The sequence below is a fragment of the Mucilaginibacter sp. genome, from assembly GCF_039207105.1.
Taxonomy (GTDB): Bacteria; Bacteroidota; Bacteroidia; order Sphingobacteriales; family Sphingobacteriaceae; genus Mucilaginibacter.
Map to the genome: position 1 here is coordinate 12,421 of NZ_JBCECK010000050.1, position 21,463 is coordinate 33,883.

General features: G+C 38.4%; 11 protein-coding genes and 1 riboswitch. Of the genes, 4 read left to right on the forward strand and 7 right to left on the reverse strand.

Annotation, left to right across the window (positions count from 1 at the left end):
- Positions 1 to 13: 13 nt before the first annotated feature.
- The 3 genes from ppk1 to AAGC65_RS12255 form a co-directional block, all read right to left on the reverse strand.
- Positions 14 to 2,059, reverse strand: a complete 2,046-nt coding sequence (ppk1, locus tag AAGC65_RS12245) for a polyphosphate kinase 1 (RefSeq protein ID WP_343112740.1) — start codon at positions 2,057 to 2,059, stop codon at positions 14 to 16.
- 33 nt (positions 2,060 to 2,092) lie between these two features.
- On the reverse strand, positions 2,093 to 3,322 hold the full coding sequence (locus AAGC65_RS12250; RefSeq protein ID WP_343112741.1) for a Pycsar system effector family protein: 1,230 nt from the start codon (positions 3,320 to 3,322) through the stop codon (positions 2,093 to 2,095).
- A gap of 170 nt (positions 3,323 to 3,492) precedes the next feature.
- Entirely contained in the window at positions 3,493 to 6,513 is a 3,021-nt protein-coding gene (locus AAGC65_RS12255) for a DUF2723 domain-containing protein (RefSeq protein WP_343112742.1), read from the reverse strand.
- A 224-nt stretch (positions 6,514 to 6,737) separates the two neighbouring features.
- Between AAGC65_RS12255 and AAGC65_RS12260 the strand changes: the two genes are divergently transcribed.
- Complete coding sequence (locus AAGC65_RS12260; protein ID WP_343112743.1) at positions 6,738 to 8,366, forward strand: gliding motility protein RemB; 1,629 nt, start codon at positions 6,738 to 6,740, stop codon at positions 8,364 to 8,366.
- A gap of 75 nt (positions 8,367 to 8,441) precedes the next feature.
- Here the strand turns inward: AAGC65_RS12260 and aqpZ are convergent, their stop codons facing one another.
- The 3 genes from aqpZ to AAGC65_RS12275 all read right to left on the reverse strand — a co-directional run bounded on the left by aqpZ (position 8,442) and on the right by AAGC65_RS12275 (position 12,186).
- Positions 8,442 to 9,149 (reverse strand): aquaporin Z, encoded by a 708-nt coding sequence (aqpZ, locus tag AAGC65_RS12265; protein ID WP_343112744.1) that lies wholly within the window; start codon positions 9,147 to 9,149, stop codon positions 8,442 to 8,444.
- A gap of 319 nt (positions 9,150 to 9,468) precedes the next feature.
- Entirely contained in the window at positions 9,469 to 11,160 is a 1,692-nt protein-coding gene (locus tag AAGC65_RS12270; RefSeq protein WP_343112745.1) for a sodium:solute symporter family transporter, read from the reverse strand.
- 144 nt (positions 11,161 to 11,304) lie between these two features.
- The gene (locus AAGC65_RS12275; RefSeq protein WP_343112746.1) at positions 11,305 to 12,186 is read right to left on the reverse strand and encodes an inositol oxygenase family protein; all 882 of its coding nucleotides are present in this window, start codon (positions 12,184 to 12,186) and stop codon (positions 11,305 to 11,307) included.
- A 284-nt stretch (positions 12,187 to 12,470) separates the two neighbouring features.
- On the opposite strand from AAGC65_RS12275, the gene AAGC65_RS12280 reads away from it, so the two are divergent.
- Positions 12,471 to 13,508, forward strand: a complete 1,038-nt coding sequence (locus tag AAGC65_RS12280) for a LacI family DNA-binding transcriptional regulator (RefSeq protein WP_343112747.1) — start codon at positions 12,471 to 12,473, stop codon at positions 13,506 to 13,508.
- Positions 13,509 to 13,524: 16 nt separating this feature from the next.
- Here the strand turns inward: AAGC65_RS12280 and AAGC65_RS12285 are convergent, their stop codons facing one another.
- Complete coding sequence (locus AAGC65_RS12285) at positions 13,525 to 15,810, reverse strand: GH92 family glycosyl hydrolase (RefSeq protein ID WP_343112748.1); 2,286 nt, start codon at positions 15,808 to 15,810, stop codon at positions 13,525 to 13,527.
- A gap of 185 nt (positions 15,811 to 15,995) precedes the next feature.
- A riboswitch (SAM riboswitch) is annotated at positions 15,996 to 16,102 on the forward strand.
- Between the two features lie 441 nt (positions 16,103 to 16,543).
- Between AAGC65_RS12285 and AAGC65_RS12290 the strand changes: the two genes are divergently transcribed.
- Positions 16,544 to 19,717 (forward strand): SusC/RagA family TonB-linked outer membrane protein, encoded by a 3,174-nt coding sequence (locus tag AAGC65_RS12290; protein ID WP_343112749.1) that lies wholly within the window; start codon positions 16,544 to 16,546, stop codon positions 19,715 to 19,717.
- Positions 19,718 to 19,722: 5 nt separating this feature from the next.
- A complete protein-coding gene (locus tag AAGC65_RS12295) occupies positions 19,723 to 21,165 on the forward strand; it encodes a SusD/RagB family nutrient-binding outer membrane lipoprotein (RefSeq protein WP_343112750.1) in 1,443 nt (480 codons plus the stop codon).
- Positions 21,166 to 21,463 lie beyond the last annotated feature (298 nt).

Here is a 21,463-nt window from a genome sequence, read left to right on the forward strand (position 1 = left end):
AGCTTTATTAATTTTAAACCCGATCATAAACTTCCTGTTGCAAATACTGATATATTTCCCGTTGTGACTGTATCATTGGTTCATCCTTTTCTAATATCACATTTTGCAAACTTTCATTTAAACCAACTGCCTGTACATTATCCTTTAGTTGCAGATCAATAATTTTCATTACTTCATTTTTGATATGCTGATCATAAACCGGAAAGCATACTTCAATGCGGCGATAAATATTTCGATTCATCCAATCAGCAGATCCCAGGAAAACTTCAGGAGCATTATTATTATTAAAAATAAAAATTCGCCCATGTTCCAGATACCTGTCAACAATACGATGTATAGTAATGTTTTCGCTCATACCCTTTACACCCGGAATAATACAGCATATGCTCCGAACTAAAAGTAATATTTCAACACCGGCCTGCGATGCTTCATACAATTTAGCAATTAATTTTCTTTCCTCCAGATTATTGAGCTTAATCGTGATACCGGCAGGTAATCCTTTTTTAACATTTTCAATTTCACGATCTATCAACTCTAAAAATCTATCCTGTAAATTGAACTGTGCTACCAGCAAATGCTTAAACTCAATAGGATATCCTGCAGATGTTTTTGATTTTTTACTCAGAAAAATAAATAGCAGTTCCATTTCCCGAACCAATAGTGGGTTCGTGGTCATTAGTATATGATCGGTGTAAAAGGCTGCGGTGCTTTCGTTAAAGTTTCCGGTAGCCAGTAAACCGGCATATTTTACACGACCGTCAACCAATCTCTTCACCAGGGCTACCTTTGCATGCACCTTTAACGCTTTGTCGCTATAGATGATCTCTACACCGGCAGCCTTCATCTTTTTGGCCCATTTGATATTATTGGCTTCATCAAACCGCGCCTTTAGCTCTACCATTACCCTTACCTTTTTGCCGCTAACAGCCGCGCCAATTAATGCGTTTACAATACGAGAGTCGCTTGCTACACGGTATAAAGTAACTGATATCTCCTGCACATTGGCATCAATGGCTGCCTCATTAAAAAAACGCAGAATGCTATTGTATGACTGATAAGGTGTATGAAAAATACAATCCTGCTGATCTATATACTCAAACAAGGATTGCGTTTCAATTAATTGGTTATTAATAAGTGGTTGCCACCTAGTGTAACGTGAACCTGTTAAATTAACCGGCAACCCCATCAGATCCTTCAGGTTATGATACATACCACCTTCAACTACGCTTGAGCCTTGCAGTCCAAATTTATCGGTAATAAAATGCAGTACGTGTAAAGGTATATTGGGCTGATGCAAAAAACGCGTAGCCATACCCATATCACGTTTCAAAAGCTGTTTCTCTATCTGTTCCGATAGATCACCCTGATATTCATCCTTCAAATCAAGTTCAGCATCACGGGTTATCTTAAAACTATAGCAGCCTGTTATCTCCTCATTTGTAAATAACCGATGCAAATTATGTCTGATAATGTCATCAAGAAATAATATATATTGCTCATCATCATTTGATACACTATAAAAACGCGGCAACTGGTTTGATGGGATATTAAGCAATATTGTTTTTTTAGTTCCCTTCTTTGAAGTTACTGTCACCAGAAAATATAATCTGTTATTCTCGGGGAAAAACTTTTTGCCAGTTTCGGACAGATCAATGGGTTGTAAAAATGCCATGACCTGACTAAAAAAGTAATCGGTTACTTTATTCCTGATCGCATCCGGAAGCGATTCATTAAAAAGCAGCGTTATTTTATTTTCTTTAAGTAAAGGAATGAGCCTTTTAGTAAATATCTGCCCAAATTTTTGCTGCTGCTTTTCAATAAGCGCCTGGGCCTCTATCAGTACATCTTCCTTTTCCTGCTTTGCTCCTTTAGCCAGTTTATGTACGGCCAGTATAACCGGCATTCTTACACGATAAAACTCATCAAGATTTGAAGAGTAAATAGAGAGAAAATTCACCCTTTCCATAACAGGTACATTCTCCTTTTCGGCTTCCATTAAAACACGTTCGTTAAATAGCAACCAGCTAAGGTCCCTGTCAAAAAATGAATAATGATCCATATAAGCAGATATTTGTTTAGTAAGGGGCTTAGATTATAATAATGACGAAATAATGAATGCTAAGACGGAAATAATAAGCCCGAACATAAATACATTATATGATATGCGGAGTAGTCTGTATTTTTTACCCAAAACGACACCTTGTGAGTAATTATCGCGGATAAGGCTGCCATAAAGAAAATCTTTATCGTCCATCATTTTTAACATGCCATCGCTGTAATCGGTAAGCGACATACGGTAAAAGTTACCAAAGAAAAGCAGGTTAACCGTTCTTTTCTCAATATCCTCATGTGTGAACAATCCTGGTGGGATCGACGGCCTGGTTGACAATATGGAAAATATCATGGTTGTTAAACTAACTGTTAGTAGCATAAAAGTAGGTATCAATAAAGCAGAATGTTCATCGAGCTTACGCAAAACCAAACTGATGATGGCCGATAAAATGATAGAATTTACGGTAATCATGATGTGAGCTTTGTTATCAGCCATATCGCTCAATCGCTGGTGATTAGATGAGCTAATGCGAAACATGGTTTCGATGCCTCTTTCCGGCTTATCGTTTTTGTGCTTTTTATCGTGATGGTCATGATCGTCTTTTACAATTACGGTTTCCACCTGACCAGCCTTAGCTACTTCAACTACGTTCATTTCTTCAGTTTTTTCTTTCACTTCCGAATCTTTATCTTTTAATCTTTCTAGATTCTTTGCTTTTTGGTCATTTAGTAACAAACGGGTATAATCTGTATAATAATGATGAGTTTCCAAAAACTCAATATTACCTTTACGCCAGGTATCCTTATCTATTTCCTGATGTTTGCATGCTTCCAGCTCCTTACGCATCAGCTTGCTTTTATCCCGAAAATCGTCTGTTCCTAAATGAAACAAGTCGGCATCACATAAAATCTGTTCTAATAAATTGGTTGGCTTCTGAGGCATTTGAGTGGCCATGATACAGCCATTAACTTTGTCAATTACTGTGGTTTCTACCTGCAATTGTTTGAGTTCATGAGTGGCCACTTCCACACTCTTGACTTCATGGTGCATCTTATCGGCAAAGTAACCGGTATCATGAAACCATGCGGCTGCTATTACTATAAAAAAGTCTTCATCAGATAATTGATAATGGTTAGCAATCTGAGTAGCCGCGGTAACTACATCTTTAGTATGTTTAAGATTATGGTATATTAATTCAGGGTCATGATGGGTTTCAAAATATGCAGTAACATAATGTTTCACCTCCTCTAACAACTGTTGAAATTTCATGATGGCTTTTTTGGTTAAACTATTCAAATTTATTCTAAAAATCCTAAATTATAAGCTTAAGACTATTTAAAACCTATAATTATTACTAACGTTTTTATACCCAAAGTGTAATATACAAAAAAAGCCACTCCATTACTGAAGTGGCTTTATCATTATTCAACTAATACTTGTTATTGACCTCCTAAAACAGGAGCAAATTTTTTCATATAGTCTTTCAATTGAGCATCTACCTGAGCGGTAATAGCAGTTTGTTTACTTTCTTTACTGAAATCAGATATTCCGTTTAATAATTGCATACTGATTTGTACATCGCGCACATTTACATTGCTTGCGCCTGAGCTCAATAAGTGATAGTTATAATCCAGCTGATCTATAACATAATCATCAATGCTTTTTACCAGCTTTTTGCCCATAACCACATCGTTTAATTGAAACGCCAGCTGAGCTAAAAATAATTTACGGCCGGCCACATCAATATAAGGTGTAATATCAGGCATTTCCTGATCATATTTATGAAGAACTTTTAATGCCAGGTCATTATGACCTTCCTGCATCAGGTTTTGAGCAAGATCAATAAAAGTAGAGGTCATTACCGGATAGAACATCGATGTTGACTCATGATCAAGGTAACGGGCGTTTTTAAAGTTTCCGAATTTGAACTTGTTCATCACATTATCATACATCACCATTGTGTTGGCTTTACCTAACTGATCGCGCTTGGTAGTATCTTTTTCAAATGGAATTAAACGATAAGTAAATCCTTCTTTATATAAATACGGTTGTAAACCTATCAGATTATCATTACCTATGGTTGTAGTAAAGCAAATTGGGCGTTCCCAATGATTATGAGCCAATATATCAAGCATGGCCAGATTATCTTTAGTAATATAGTTTGATGTATACTTCCACTCCATAACCTTGGCAAGTTTACCGACCTGATCCGGCGTAATCACTTTATTCCTTAAAACCTCTTCAGGGTTTATCGTGATCTTAAAGTTTTTAGTTGGCAGGTAGTTTCCATAATCGCCGCTTTGATATTGTACCTGGGTAGCTTTATCATCTGAAGATATAAAATCAAATACTTCTTTTACCTCAACAGGTCCTGCTATTTTCTGATCGTTGTAATAGATTACATCCCTCACCCCTTCTTTATATTTATCATAGGGCATGGTAATAGGCAATGGAGCTGATTGATTCATTTTTCCCTGCATTTGGCGGATATACCAATCACCGGTGAAAAGGCTCAGGTTAACGATGCGCACATCCGGGCGTATCCCTTCAACTTCCTGGTCATACCATAACGAGTAAGTGTCATTATCACCATAGGTAAATAAAATAGCATTTGGCGGGCACGATATCAGGTAATTATAAGCCATATCATGAGCAGTCCATTTGGTAGATCGGTCATGATCTTTCCATTCTTTACTTGCCAGCAATACAGGTGCAAGCAACAAACAAATAACTGTGGAACCAACAGCAGCTGTGTTAGCATTAATATATTTACGGGCGAATTCAGCTATAGCTATAACACCTATACCAATCCATATGGCAAAGGCGTAAAATGAGCCAACGTAGGAATAATCTCGTTCTCTCGGCTGTACCGACGGCTGGTTAACATATAGCACAATGGCTAAACCTGTAAAAAAGAATAACAACAATACAATTAGCGCGTCTTTCTTTTTACGGTTAAGGTGATAAAAGCCACCTATTAAACCAATTATTAATGGCAAAGCATACAAAGGTGTATAAGTTGTGGCATTGGTAACGGATTTAGGTAAATGCCTGCTTCCATCAAAAATACCGGTTGTCCAGTTGCCATCTATATTTTCTGTACTTGTTTGTCCATCGGCATCACTGTAACGACCTACAAAGTTCCAGAAAAAATAGCGCCAGTACATCTGGTACATTTGCCAGCTAAACATCCATTTCATGTTATCAACAAAGGTTGGTGCCTGTCCGTCGGGTATACGCAACCAGTCTTTGTAAAACTGAACATCTTGCCCTTCGGTGCTGTACATGCGTGGCAAAAGGGTAGTATGGCTATATTCAGTTTCTATTTTACGGCCGGCATTTTCATATTTATCTTTTCCTTTACGGTAAATAATACTACCTTCTTTTTGATCGGTCACCGTGGCATCATAATAGGGCCCGCTTAGTAAAGGGGTTTCGCCATATTGAATACGGTTCAGGTAGCCGTAAAGCGTAAAAGCATTATCTGGATGTGAGTTATTGAGGTTAGGGTTTGCACTTGCCCTGATTGGGATATAGGCAAATGATCCGTAACCAAAATATATAAAGGCCACACATAATAAAGCCAGGTTAAGCACCGGCTTTTTAGTACGGATGCTATATAATATACCGAATACTAAAGCGACAACAATCAGCAATAAAAAGAAGAACGCGCCTACGCCAAAACCCATTCCAAGTGAATTTACAAAGAAGAGGTCAAAGTAAGCGGCAAACTTTATAGTATAGCCCCTTATTCCGTATTGTACTAATCCGAGTATAACAATACCGGCTAAAAATGCCAAAATGCCGTTTTTAACTGTGATATTTTTGCTTCTCCTGAAAAAGTAAACCATAGCAATAGCCGGAATCGTTAACAAGTTAAGCAGGTGAATACCTATGGATAAACCTATAACATAGGCTATGAAGACAAGCCATTTATCAGCCCCCTGTTCATCAGCATGAGCGTCCCATTTTAATATGGCCCAGAATACAATAGCGGTACATAATGAAGATAAGGCGAATACAATGGTCTCTACGGCCGAAAACCAGAAGGTATCTGTATATGTAAAAGCCAACGCCCCAACAAGACCTGCCCCCATGATCAATATCAGGTTGTATTTGTCTACAACATCATCACGTTTGTTAAGCAGCATTTTTTTAGCCAAAGCGGTTATAGTCCAGAAAAGGAACATAATGGTAGCGCCGCTGGCCACTGCCGAACCTAAATTGGTAAAATAAGGTACTTTAGTATTATCACCAAATGATAACAACGAAAACAATTTACCCAGCATGGCAAATACCGGATAACCGGGCTGGTGAGCTACCTGCAAACGGTAAGCGCATGAAATAAACTCGCCGCAATCCCAAAAACTTACGGATGGCTCTAAGGTTAAAATGTAGGTAACAGAAGCTATAACAAAGCAAAGCCAGCCTAAAAGGTTATTGATTTTTTTGTATTGCATTTAATAATATATAGTATGGTTTTAACGCGCGGGCAAATATCAGGATTTTTGTAGCTTATTAAAAAAAAACAGTTTTATATAAACAAATTTAACATTAATTAACTTTTGAGATGATTTAATATCTTCGCATCCTGGTAATGAGAGCTAAAGCATTCAAAGCTTATACTTAAACCTGTTTATAACGAAATTTTTATCTTAACATAATTAATACTTACTTTGCTCAAATGCAAAAATTTTACCTTTTTTTTAGTTTCAGAAAGGCATTCTCTTTAGCTGTAATCATCATATTTTCGGCTCAATTAAGTAAAGCACAATCTGTATACCTACCAAATTCATATCAGTTATATCAAAAATTCAATGTTGATATATATAGCACCAACAGCTCGTTTCATACCTCGCTTCGTCCATTTTTGATTGATACTTTGATCAAGCATACTTACGATTCAGTAATGAATATAGGAGTAAGCGATGAACGTAAAAGTTGGTTGAGCCGTAAATTATTTAACGAACATTTATTTGATGTACAAACTAAAGATTATACTTTTTATGGCGACATTATTGCCGATGTACAGGCAGGCAGAGATTTTAGTGCTAAACGGTCGACTTATTTAAACGCACGAGGCTTTCAGTTTGGCGGAACGGTTGGTACTAAATTTTCATTCTATACAAGTGGTTTTGAAGACCAGGCCAAATTTCCTGATTATTATAACAGTGTAGTAAACACAAACGGTTTTATTCCCGGTCAGGCTTATGCACGTCATTATAATGGCTTAGCACAAAACACGCAGGATTGGTCGTACGTGACTGCTATAGTTTCTTATACACCTATCAAACAGCTTAATATCACTTTAGGTCAGGACAAAATGTTTGTTGGGGATGGATATCGCTCATTATTACTATCTGATTATGCAGCCAATATGCCTTTATTAAGACTTACGGCTAATTTCGGCAAACTGCAGTACATGATGGCCTGGGCTTACCTTGAAGATCGTCAGGTACCCAAATTTGATACATTTGGCAGTTACCGCCGCAAATGGGCCATGTTTCATTATTTAGATTGGAATGTAAGTAACCGATTATCATTTGGTTTCTTTAACGCGCTTATTACACCCGAAGCCGATGGTCAGGGTAACAGACGTGGTTTTGACGTGAATTTTATCAACCCTATCCTATTCTCCAGCTCATTAGGCCCATCTGCCACACCAAAAGACAATGTGTTCATGGGCTTTACCGGCAAATACAAACTATTTGATAAAACGGCTGTTTACGCGCAATTAATGCTTGATAGGTTCAAGGGCAGCAACTTTTTCTCGGGCGATAACCTTGACAATACCAATGGTGTGCAACTGGGTATTCGCGGAGCTGATATATTTAAAGTTAAAAGGCTTAACTATCTTTTAGAGTATAATGCCGTTAAACCATATACCTACGCAAGCACCGAACCACTTAATGCTTACACCTTTTTTGGCGATCCGCTGGCTCATCCCTTCGGTGCAAATTTCAGAGAGTATTTAGCTATCCTTAACTATTCACTCGGAAGGTTTGATTTTCAGGGACAGTTTGATTACGCCAAATACGGTCTTGATGCTGTCGCGTCTGATAACAATGGTAAGGCTATTTATAAAACGTATCCTCCGATGCCTAATCCAAACCCTTCTATCGGGCAAGGTTTAGCTACACAGTTTTATTATACTGAAGGAACGGTTTCTTACCTGATCAATCCTAAATATAACTTGCGCTTAGAGTTAAGTGGCCTGTACAGACAAGAAAAAAATGCTAACGGCGATTTTAAAACCGCCCTTATAACATTTGGCCTAAGAAGTTCATTCCGGAACTTCTATCATGACTTTTAATTTGTAGATACAGAATTTATTAATCAAAAAAGAGGCATTCATTATATAATGAATGCCTCTTTTTTGTATTTGTTTTTATTTCCGTTCCAAGGCATAACGCCAAACCACAGCACTCAAAACTGAGCCCAGTATGGGAGCTGCAATAAACAGCCATAGTTGACCAACGGCTGCGCCACCTACCAATAACGCGGGGCCTATACTTCTGGCAGGGTTTACAGATACACCAGTTACCGGAATACCCACAATATGTATCAGCACCAGGCTTAAGCCAATAGATAAACCTGCGAAGCCACCATGTATATTTTTAGTTGAGGTAGAACCAAAAATTACAAATAAGAATATAAAGGTAAAAACAAGCTCAGCCACAAAACCAGCTAACAGATTATAATGAGCCGGCGAAAAAGTATCATAGCCATTTTGTCCTAAACCATTGGCTGCAACGCTGTACCCATCTTTCCCGGAAGCTATCAATAGCAGAATACCCGCTCCGGCAATTGCGCCTAATACCTGAGCAATAATGTAAATCATGGCTTCGCCTGCTTTCATACGGCCGGCCAAAACCATACCTATTGAAATAGCCGGATTAATGTGGCAACCTGATATATGCCCTATTGCATAGGCCATTGCTACAACAGACAAACCAAAAGCGAAAGATATGCCTAAAAGGCCAACGCCAGTGGTTCCGTTAGCGCCGGCAATTACCGCGCTGCCGCAGCCCATTAAAACCAATACAAGAGTACCAAAAAGTTCGGCTGTAAATTTGGAGAAGGTGTTTGTTTCCATGTGATCTGTAATTAATAAGAGGTTAGGTAAAGTATAAGTTTATGATTAGGTGTTATGTAAGATAAATTTAAGCATACTTTATCTTTAAATCCTATTAAACATATAAGTTTTAAGCCAATTGTGTAACAATTGGGATATTCTGTTAAATATTACTGGCAAAAGCAGAAAATCGGGTATGATGAGACTACTCTTTAATCCTATTACTGCAAATATTTTATGCATTAATATGGCAATAAAGTCATGATTTTCAATAAGAAACAAAAAGTGCCTGTAAGTAAAATTACAGGCACTTTTTGTTTACTGATAAACTATATTCAGGTTACCAGAACCGGATATAAATAGCTGATAAAAACACAAGTATTACCGCTATCAAAATTACTGATGAAGGCTTTAATTTAAACATAGAACCCTCGATCACTATAGCTTTGGCATTTATTACAGATCCTCTTAAACTTATCAGGATCATTACTATAAATGTGATCAGGAACGACCAGCTTAGTGATATAAAAAACGGGATTTCGTACACACCTGCCGGATTATGAAATGCTGAATACAACCAAGTCTCAGGCCCAAAAACAGGCACCGCAAACTGATTGAAAAATACCGATGAGGCAAAACCGGTTAATATGCCAATAATGGCGGCTTCTGCCGTTGTACGCTTCCAGAACATACCTAATAAAAAGGTGGCTATTACACCCGGACTTACAAAGCTTGAATATTTTTGTACAAAGGTATAACCTCCCGCGCTTCCAATTCCCAGCACATCATGCCAGGTAAATGCAACCGCTATAAGTAAACTGGCTATAATAGCGAGTCTTCCGATCCATACCATTTTACGTTCACCGGCATTACTGTTAATGTATTTTTTATAAATATCTAAGGTAAAAATGGTTGCTATACTGTTAACTTTTCCGGCAATTGAGGCAACTATGGCGGCTGTTAGAACAGCAAGTGATAAACCTTTTAGTCCTGAGGGTAAAAATGATAATATAGCGGAGTAAGCCCCATCTTTGCCGGCACTGCCTAATTGTGGCAAATGACCGTGTTTATGCAATACAAAGGCAACAATTCCCGGAAGCATAACTATTACCGGCATCAGTATTTTTAACAAACTGGCAAATAAAATACCAGTACGAGCTGTTGTAATATTGGCCCCTAAAGCTCGCTGAGTTATATATTGATTACACCCCCAGTAGTTTAAATTACTGATCCATTGGCCGGATACATACATGGCAAAACCAGGTAATATCAGGTACTTACTAATGGTTTCGGTTGATGCACCCGGACTTGGTTTTTTAAATATCAAATGAAAATGATCAGGCGCATCTTTAAGCAATAAATTAAACCCGGTTAATACATTGGTTCCGAAACCAAATTTTTCACTCACAATGGTTAGCGATAAATAAGTAATGGCCAAGCCACCAACTATTAATACGCCAACTTGTATTACATCGGTATAACCTACTACCTGCATACCACCCAATGCAATAATTACCCCGAATATAGCCAGGCCGATCATTATTTCATGGAAGTACGCGCCACCCAGCAAGCCATTAATAGCCAATGCGCCGAGATATAATATAGCTGTAAGGTTAATAAAGACATATAAAAACAACCAGAAAATAGACATCACCAACGCCACACCGCTATTATATCGATCTTGCAGAAACTGCGGCATTGTAAATATTTTATTTTTGATGTAAACCGGCATAAAAAACACCGCTACAATAATGAGCGCCGCGGCCCCTACCCACTCATACACGGCTACGGCTATACCGGCAAAAAAGCCGTCGCCACTCATTCCAATAAATTGCTCGGCAGAAATGTTGGATGCTATAATTGACGCACCTATAGCCCACCAGGTAAGTGATCCTTCGGCCAGGAAAAAGCTATGTGAGCTGCTATTTGTTTCATTTTTTTTACGACGATAGATGTAATATCCGTAACACGCTACAATAATGAAATAGAAAAAAAAGACCAAAAGATCGGCCGTAGAAATGTGTTTCAGCATGAGTTTTTTGCAATAGGAAATTTAGGCCAATAATTTTCAGGGCCGGTTCAATTTTTCAAATCTATGAAATAAAATGAATTGGCAAGGCCGCACGAAAATTTATGCTCGTGCGGCTTGTATATCAAGGGTATTAAAATATCTCGCTTAAAACTTCAATGTTGAAGGCAGGTATTTAGCAACAAGATCCTCGTAATAAGGGCGAAGTTTTTTCCAATCCGGTGGTACAGGGCTCTTGGAGTAAAGGTCATAAGGGTTAAACAGATCAACCGCTTTAAATAATTGATGATCATGCGGTGTCATTAAGTGGCTATATGCCTTTTCCCTGTGCTGAGGGTAAAAAGAGTGATAACGAAGCATATATAAAGCTTGTTCTGGCAGGTATGGCTTCATCATATGATAAATATATTCATCATGGCCCCAAGTCATATGTACGTTGTCTAAACCACAATTGGGTTCGTAAACACCATATTTGGTATTATAACGCGGATCATGATGGTCTTTGTTATCCTTAAAATATTCAGAATATACAATTTTGTCAGAAAAAGCGCATCCTACCGGATAGCTATCACCTACGACTGCCCATTGTGGCTCACCAAAAAGGCACAATACTTTGCCAAGATCATGGAATAATCCGGTAAGTACCATCCAATCCGGATGTCCATCGGCACGGATAGCTTCTGACGTTTGTAGTAAATGTTGTAACTGGTCAAGATCTGTATCCGGATCTGAATCGTCAATCAATTGATTAAGGAAATCAAACGCATCCCATACAGACATTTCTTTTTTATCAAATGATAGGTATTGCTGTTTTTTCTCCAGCACAAAATCATAGGTCTGGTTAATATGCTGTAAGCGATAAAACTCGCGTACACTATCTTTTGTTGTAGCTTCGTAATCGCGGTATGCCTGGGTATCGCGTCCGGCAGCTATTGAGTCCGCATCAGGGTAACGAACTAACAAATCATCTTCCCATTCTTCAATGGAATTTAAAGGCCCCTGTTCTGGTGTTCCTATAATCTTACTCATGGTGTTTTAATTTAAAAGGATATAATTGGTAAACATTCCTTTACATGCAGCTTTTACAACTGTGCTATACAAATTTGTCCATTTTTGCATTTAAATTCATGAAAATTGGCGTATTTATTTGCTTAAACGTTTACCTAAATTTGCATAATTCCCTTATCTGAATAGAACATTCGTTTGAAATTTCGAAACTCTATTTTTTACTATATTGCTAAACTTTTGTTAATACAAAATAAGCTAAAACTACAAGCGTATAAGGTTGTGGCTAACTGAAACCCTTCATATCAATGACCGACGGATCAAAAAGTAATAAAGTAAACATGAAAACACTGGCGAAGGTGTTAAATGTATCTATTGCGACTATATCAAAAGCACTCAGGGATAGTCACGATATTGGTGATGACACCAAACAACGTGTGATTGAAACCGCCCGGTTACTGCATTATGTGCCTAACCCTTACGCAAGTAGTCTCCGGAAACGTTCAAGCAATACCATTGCTATTGTAATACCCGAAATAGCCGATAGTTTTTTTAGCCAAGCTATTAATGGAATTGAAAGTATAGTTGACATTGAAAAATATCATGCGCTGATATATTTAACCCATGACAGCTATGAGCGTGAAAAACAAATGTTCAATGACATGTCAAGCGGGCGGGTTGATGGCATACTAATGTCTGTAGCCAGCAATACCGAAGACATCAGCCATATTCAGGATTTACAGCAAGCAGGTGTACCCATTGTTTTTTTTGATCGTGTGTGTGAAGACATACCTACCGCAAAAATAAAAACAGACGATTTTAACAGTGCTTATATGGCTACCAGCCACCTGCTTGATCAGGGATGTAAAAACATATCGCTGGTTACCATTGAAGGCTATCCATCTATTTTACAAGCCCGGGAAGAAGGTTATAAGAAAGCGCTGGCCGAAAGGAATATAGAAGCTAACGAGGGTAATAGTATCAGTTGCTCAAACAAATACACCAATGAAAACATCGCGGCTTTAAAAGATCATATCCAAAAAATAAAGCCTGACGGTATTATAGCAACTGTTGAGCACCTGGCCACCACAACTTATCTGGCTTGTGAGGAGTTAAAACTGAATATTCCTGATGATATTAAGGTGGTATGTTTTACCAACCAGATCACGGCTTCTATCCTGAACCCTCCGCTCACTACCATTTTGCAGCCGGCTTACGAAATGGGCAGAAAAGCCGCAGAGTTATTGTTTGACCACTTAACCGGCAAGCCCATTCAACTTGAAAAGGAAAATATTGTTTTACCATCAAAATTAGTAGTCAGGAATTCAACCCGAATTCCTGACTGATTTGAATTTTTACTATTTATTTTTGAGGAGTACCTGTCATGGTAAATGCCAGAGTACCACCACCGATAATTTCCTGGTGCGAAATTTCAAAGTTCTTTATAGGTTTGCCATTAAACGTAACTTCTTTTACATATTTATTCCTGGCAGATAGATCAATCGCTTTAATAATTAGTTTTTTACCATGCTGTAGGTTCAGCACCATGTTAGGAAACTGCGGCGCCCCAATGCTGTATACACCCGATGCCGGCGATACAGGATAAAAGCCCAAAACGTTGAAAATATACCATGCCGACGTTTGCCCACAGTCATCATTTCCATTAATACCAACAGCAGCATTCCGGAAGTTTTGTGATGAAGTATGTTCCCGAACAAGCTCCTGAGTTCTCCAGGGCATACCACAATAATTAAACAGGTATAAATAGTGATGGCCAGGTTCGTTATCGGCATGATAATGCCCACCGGTAAAGTTTTGCGTCAACTTAGCTGCAAAGGGCTTTTCACCACCCATCAATTTGATCATACCTGGCACATCATGCATGGCACCGAATGTATAGGTCCACTTGGTACCTTCGGTAAAACCAGAATCGGGCTTGGCCGAGAAATGGCCATCAGCATTACGCGGCGCCATAAATCCGGTTGCCTTGTTATAAACGTTCTGATAATTTTTACTCCAGGCCATTAATTGTTTGTAGTCATCATCTTTACCTAAACCTTTAGCAATTTGGGCTACGCAATAATCATCAATTGAATATTCAATCGTGCGCGATACAGATTCACGTGTTTTGTCAACCGGGATATAACCTAATTTATGATAATTGGTGAGCCCGCCGCGTGCTTCAAAGCTTGTCCACAGATCTCTGTCTCCCCATCTTTTATGTGTATCACCATCAGGTGCATCATAGGAGTCTTTGTGCAGGGCCTCATAAGCCAGTTTTGTATCAAAACCCCGGAAACCTTTTACATAAGCATCTGCTACGACTGCATCGCCATGGGTGCCTATCATGATATTGGTATAAGTTGGATTAGGCCACATTGGCATCCAGCCCCCCTCCTTGTACATTTGTAATAACGATTGCACCATACCATCAACTCGTTGTGGTTGTGTAAGCGTTAACAATGGGTGCAGAGCCCTAAAAGTATCCCAAAGGGAATAATCGTTGTATGATTCGCCTTTATGCACCTTATCATCAAAGGCACTGTAATATCTTCCATACTCTGAAAACTGCCTTGGAAATAACATGGTATGAAACAGGGCTGTGTAAAATATAGTTTTTTGCTCTTTAGTAGCCCCGCTTATTTGTACAGATTTTAACGCTTGCTGCCATTGGGTCCTTGTGTTTTGAACTACCTTGTCAAAGTCCCAATCCGGAATTTCTCTTTTAAGGTTTTCCCTGGCCTGGTCAAGGCTGATGAATGATGTTGCTACCACAACCCTGATCTCGTCATTAGCATTAGTACGGAAGGAAATAAACGCCCCCATCCGTGTACCATACTGTTCACGGCTACCCTTATTGATCACCTGTTTGTCCCAGGTACCATATTTTTTTATCTGCTTGTTGAATTTGATCACGAAATAACCTTTAAAGTTTTTTAACTCCGGGCCAAGCTGAGCCGATTGCCGGTCGGGATTGTAGCCAGTTATTTCATTATTTACCGTATCAACATGAACATATCCTTTCAGCTTTTTCACCCGCACGGTATAGTCATTAGCCCAATCCTTAAGTTCAGGGTTAAGATTAATTCCTTGTATAATAATATGAGCCTGATCTGCCTTAGGGAAAGTAAACCTGAACATACCACATGTATTTGCACCTGCAATTTCGGCCTTGATCTTGGTTGTTTCGGCAGTTTTTAGCTTTACTGAATAATAATAAGGTTTGGCAACTTCATCCGAATGATTAAACTTTAATAGCCTTTCTTTAGGCAAAACCCTAAGCTTACCAACCTGTGGCATAACAGAAACATAACCATAGTCGCCCATCCACACTGTTGGTTGATGAGTGGCGGTAAGGCCAATAACCGAATTATCTTCATACTGATACACCATGTAACTCATTTTGTTTTCACGGGTTTGGGCAACAAAATTCGTCATGGCAAATGGTACGTTTACGCATGGCATTGTGCCACCTCCGCCGTTGCCCTCCAACAAACCCTTGCTAAAGCCTTTAACAGCAGTGCCTATGATCGGGTTTACATAGTCAACTTCGTCAAGTTGTTTCTTTGAAACAGAATTTTGGGCGTTACTGTTTCCATAAAAAAGTGTGAATAATCCTAACAGACAAAGGCTCCGTTTAAATTGCATAGTTGGCAGTAATATAATTGGTTAATAATCCAAAAACAGATCAACAACAAATCTCTAATTTTTAGGCTCATATTGTTTAAAAAACATTTTAATTATTTACTTAATCGTTTTAATAATTAAATAAGAATAAAATCTATAGGATTAATAGAATTTTTATACTTTTGCAGTATAAACGTTCTTTATTTTAATTATCCAGAAAGACTGAGGGAAAGGCCCTGTGATGTCTTAGCAACCTATACAAATGTTATAAAGGTGCTAATTCCTATCTGCCAGCAGGCAGAAAAGATAATGATGCTACTATATATCTTACAATCGCAAATCTGCTCTCCTCTCCTTCTGTATTCTGTTTAATTAATTATTTTATAAATAGTGTTCATGTCGGTATCCTTAAATGTAGGAACGTTTGTTCACTAAGCTAATTTTAACATTAATCAGTACATGAAAACAAAAAGTACAACCTTAAACACAAATTCTATCGGTCATTCTTCTACAAACATTACTATCTTTAATTCCCTAATTGCCTGTATGCAAGGCATGTGTTGTTGCTGTTAAAATAAATTGTAATTACTGTACTTTCACCTGTACGTGTAAAACAGTTCAATAATCACAGCCTTTACAACTTTACAAGACATTAGAAACTGCCGAATAAATTTTACTATCGCCAGCTAAAATTAACTGATCGTCTTTTAAATCCTGTATCTGGTTATCAATAATCATTTAACGATCTATCACCATGTTTAAAATTTACAAATTGTTATTGGCAATTTTGTTGCCTCTTATTTTTATCCAAACAGTTGCGGCGCAATCTGTTAAAGTGGGCGGAGTGGTAACCGCTAAGTCCGACGGATTACCATTACCCGGTGTAACCGTGGCTATTAAAGGAAGTACAAACGGTGTACAAACAGACAATAATGGTAATTTCGCTATTAATGCCAAAGTAAACGATGTTTTAAGAATATCATACATTGGCTTTACCACGCTTGAAATTCCAATCACCAAAAATGAACCGGCGCTTAAAATAGTACTCGAGGGGGCTGCCAATTCCTTAAATGAGGTTGTGGTTACAGCTTTAAATATATCTAAAGATAAAAAGTCGCTGGGCTATGCTGTACAGGGACTAAAATCAAAAGATATATCTGAGGCAAAAGAAACCAATCTGGTGAATGCGATAACCGGAAAAGTTGCCGGTGTAAACATTACCAGCAGCCAGGGTGATATGGGATCATCCCGTATTGTTATTCGCGGCGAAACATCGATTTCCAGTGATAATCAACCTCTGTTTGTTGTTGACGGTATCCCAGTTGATAACAGACAGTTTTTAGGAACTGGCGGTTCAAGGGATTTCGCCAACGCTATTTCTGATCTTAATTCAGAAGATATAGAATCACTTACTGTACTTAAAGGCCCTAACGCGGCAGCGCTTTATGGCTCACGCGCGGCTAATGGTGTAATTTTAATTAAAACCAAAAGTGGTAAAGGAACCAAAGGCTTAGGTATTACTATTAACTCAAACACCTCATTTTCAAATTTATTGGGCCTGCCAGATTACCAAAATCAATACGGACAGGGCTCAAACGGAAAGTTCAGCTATGTAGATGGCAAAGGCGGAGGCGTAAATGACGGTGTGGATGAAAGTTGGGGCCCTGCTTTAGATGGTGCGCTCATCCCTCAATTTAACTCAAATGGTAAAGCTGTGCCATTTATAGCTCACCCGGATAATGTGAAAAGCTTTTTCGGAACCGGTGTTACACTAAATAATGGGGTTTCAATAGCAAGTTCAGGTGACAAATACGATTTCAGGTTAGGATATAATAACCTGCATCAAACCGGGGTTATTCCAAATTCCGAACAAGGCCGTAACTCATTTATATTGAATGCCACTTACAAAATCACACCTAAGTTAACTTTAACTACCATTGCCAATTATATTAAGGATGATGCAGCCAATTTACCGGGATCAGGTGGAAAAAGAGCTACCAGCACCATGTTGCAATTCACATGGTTTGGTCGCCAGGTTGATGTAAGCCAATTAAAAAATTATTTAGACGCTAACGGCAACTCTTTCAACTGGAACAATAGCTACTATAGCAACCCTTATTTTATGGCCTATGAAAATACGGTAAGTCAAACTAAGAATCGTTTCATAGGAAGTGCTGAATTAAACTATAAGATCATCGACGGGCTTTCCGCAAACTTCCGCACCGGTACCGATTATTATAATGACCGCCGTAAGATCAAAATAGCCTACGGCACCAATGGAACGCCATTTGGCTCGTATGAAGAAGATGCCTATGATGTTACCGAAACAAATACCGAGGGTCGTTTACAATATACCAAAAAGTTAAATGATGACTTTTCTTTCGATGCATTAATAGGCGGTAACATCAGAGTGAATTTATTAGAAAATCACGATCAAAAAGCTCCCAAATTAGCTGTAAATGGTTTATATACCTTAAGTAACTCACGTGATCCATTGATATCATCAAGCAACTATGCCAAATCAAAAATATATAGCTATTTCGCATCTGGACAAATCGGCTTCAGGAATTACGCATATTTAAATGTTACGGCCCGCAACGATTGGTCGTCTACCCTTCCAAGGGCAAGTCTATCTTACTTCTACCCTTCAGTTAATGGAAGTTTGGTATTGTCAGAAGCTTTGGACATTAAGAGTGATGTATTAAGCTATTTAAAATTGCGTGGCGGTTGGTCAAAAGTAGGGAAAGATACCGATCCTTACCGATTATTAACCACCTACGCCTTTACTGCTCCATTTGGTACAAATCCTCAGCAGAATGTTAATACCATACAATTGAATCCAAATTTAAAACCAGAAACCACAACATCGGCAGAAGCAGGTTTTGAAATAGGATTTTTTAATGACAGGATCCATTTAGATGCCAGTGTTTACAATACTAACAGTGTTAACCAGATATTAAATGTTGACGTAAGCCAAACTACTGGATTTAGCCAGAAACTGATCAATGGAGGCACAATCAATAATAAAGGGTTAGAAGTTCAGTTAGGTTTAACACCGGTAAAACTTAAAGACTTCAGCTGGGATATTAATGTAAACTATTCACGCAATAAGAGCAAAGTTGTTTCTTTAGATAATGAAGGCAGATTACAAAACTTCTTATTAGGCTCTGACGGTACCGTACAGGTATTAGCTGCTGTGGGTAAACCTTATGGTTCTATTTACGGAACAACCTTTAAACGTAACGCAAGCGGTCAGGTTATTGTTAACGATGATGGAACACCGGCTGTTGATCCCACTATACGGTACCTGGGTAAATATACTCCTAACTGGTTAGGAAGTATCAATAATAGTTTTACTTATAAAGGCATCAATTTAAGTGTATTGATTGATGCGCATATAGGTGGTTCAATATATTCAGGAACTAACGCTACCGGTACTTACACAGGCATATTGGCATCAACCCTACCAGGTCGCGGTACTGCCAATGGAGGTTTGAGTTATTACAACTCAGGTTCAACCGCGATTCCGACTACAGCGGCTGCCGGGCCTAATGGCGAAACGGTTAATCATGATGGAATCATTTATAACGGTGTAAAGGCTGATGGTAGTAAAAACACCACGATTATATCTGCACAGTCATATTACAAAGCGCTAACCAATGCCGATGAGCCATTTGTTTACAGCGCATCATACGTTAAATTAAGGGAAATAAAATTGGGTTATACCGTACCTCAAAAATGGGCAAAAAGCATTGGCTTCCAGGGAGCAAGCTTTGCAATTGTTGGACGTAATTTACTGATCATCCATAAAAACGTTCCTAATATTGACCCGGAAACAGCTTTTAGTACAGGCAATGGTCAGGGATTGGAAGACCTTACCCTACCAACCGTACGTAACATTGGTTTTAATGTTAACCTTAAATTTTAATGATCATGAAACTTAAATATATATCAATACTATTATCAGGTGCCGTATTATTATCTGTGGCAACATCCTGCAAAAAAGAACTGTCAGACATTAACAAAGATCCAAACGCAACACAAAACCCTCAGCCTGATTACCTGTTAACCGCTGCAATTAAAAATACAGCTGATACCTATTGGGGTACCGCCAATAACATGGATGCAAGCTTGTTATTTGTACAGTACTGGGCCAAAATTCAATATACAGACCCCGATAGATATATCTATACCAATACCTCGTTTCAGGATCTGTGGAATATTGGCTATTCTAAAGGTATAGTTAATCTTAACAAGATTATTTCCATTGCTGATGCGCAAGCAAATCCTAATTATAAGGGAGTGGCATTGGTATTACGCTCATGGGTATTTTCATTGCTTACAGATCAATACGGCGATATCCCGTACAAGCAAGCATCCAATATTGAGCAATTCCTTACACCTGCTTATGATGCACAAAAAGATATTTATTTTGCCTTGCTTGATGATTTGAAAGCAGCTCAGGCATCTCTTGACCCAAGTGGTAAGGCAATTGCAGGCGATGTTATTTACAGCAATAACATTGGTCTTTGGAAAAAATTTGCAAACTCCTTGCGTTTGCGGATAGCTCTTCGCATAGCCGACCGTGAGCCAGAAAAAGCCAAACAGGTTTTGGCAGATATACAAGCTGAAGGAAGTGGATACATCAGCGCAAACACCGAAATTGCTCAATTGGTGTACCTTGATTCACCTAATCAAAACCCAATCAGTAATTTATTTGACACCCGCGACGACTATCGTATCAGCAAAACAATCGTTGATAAATTGTTTGAGCTTAATGATCCTCGTTTACCTATTTATGCCAGCCCAACAAAGGATGCTACACCTCAAACCTATGTAGGTATACCTAATGGCTTATTAGTAGGCGATGCCAGTAATCTTGGCTTCAGCAAAACTTCAAAACCAGGAACTTATTTTTTGGCACCTCATGCTCCTGCTGTTATAATTAGTTACGCTGAAACATTGTTTGATAGAGCCGAAGCAGCAGCAAGGGGCTTCACTGCTGAAAATGCTGCTGATCTTTATAACCAGGCTGTACTGGCTTCATTAAAACAATATGGAATTGCCGATGCAACCGCCGCCACTTATGCAGCTTCAAATGCCGTGAAGTATGATGCCACAAATTTCAGGAAGTCAATTGGTAACCAGAAATGGATAGCCCTTTTTGGACAGGGCTTGGAAGCTTTTGCAGAATGGCGCAGACTTGACTACCCTCAATTACAGCCTGCTGTTGCTGGTGCCCTTAACGGAAAAATGCCGGTTAGGTTTATTTATCCGGGAAAAGAACAATCGCTCAATGGTACGAATTATACTTCTGCTGTTGCCCATCAGGGTGCAGACGTACTAACAACTAAGCTGTGGTTTGATGTAAATTAAAAATCCATCTCTCTTGAATAAAAGGAAAGGGGCCGTTAAAATATGGCCCCTTTTTCTTTTACTTAAATTTTAATATTACGATCGCAATGAGGGGGTATATCTCTTGTATAGCATCATATTATTAGATGCCATAATAAGCCTTCAACTATTAAGAATTAGTAAAGTTATTGTCATTAATTAACAAAAACTTCATTTACCTAATTGACAATCAATATAGTTTTTTAAAAACAAAATAATAACAAGAGGAAACTTATATAAATAAAATCCTTGTATTTCCTAAAATGAAAGAATACTATAT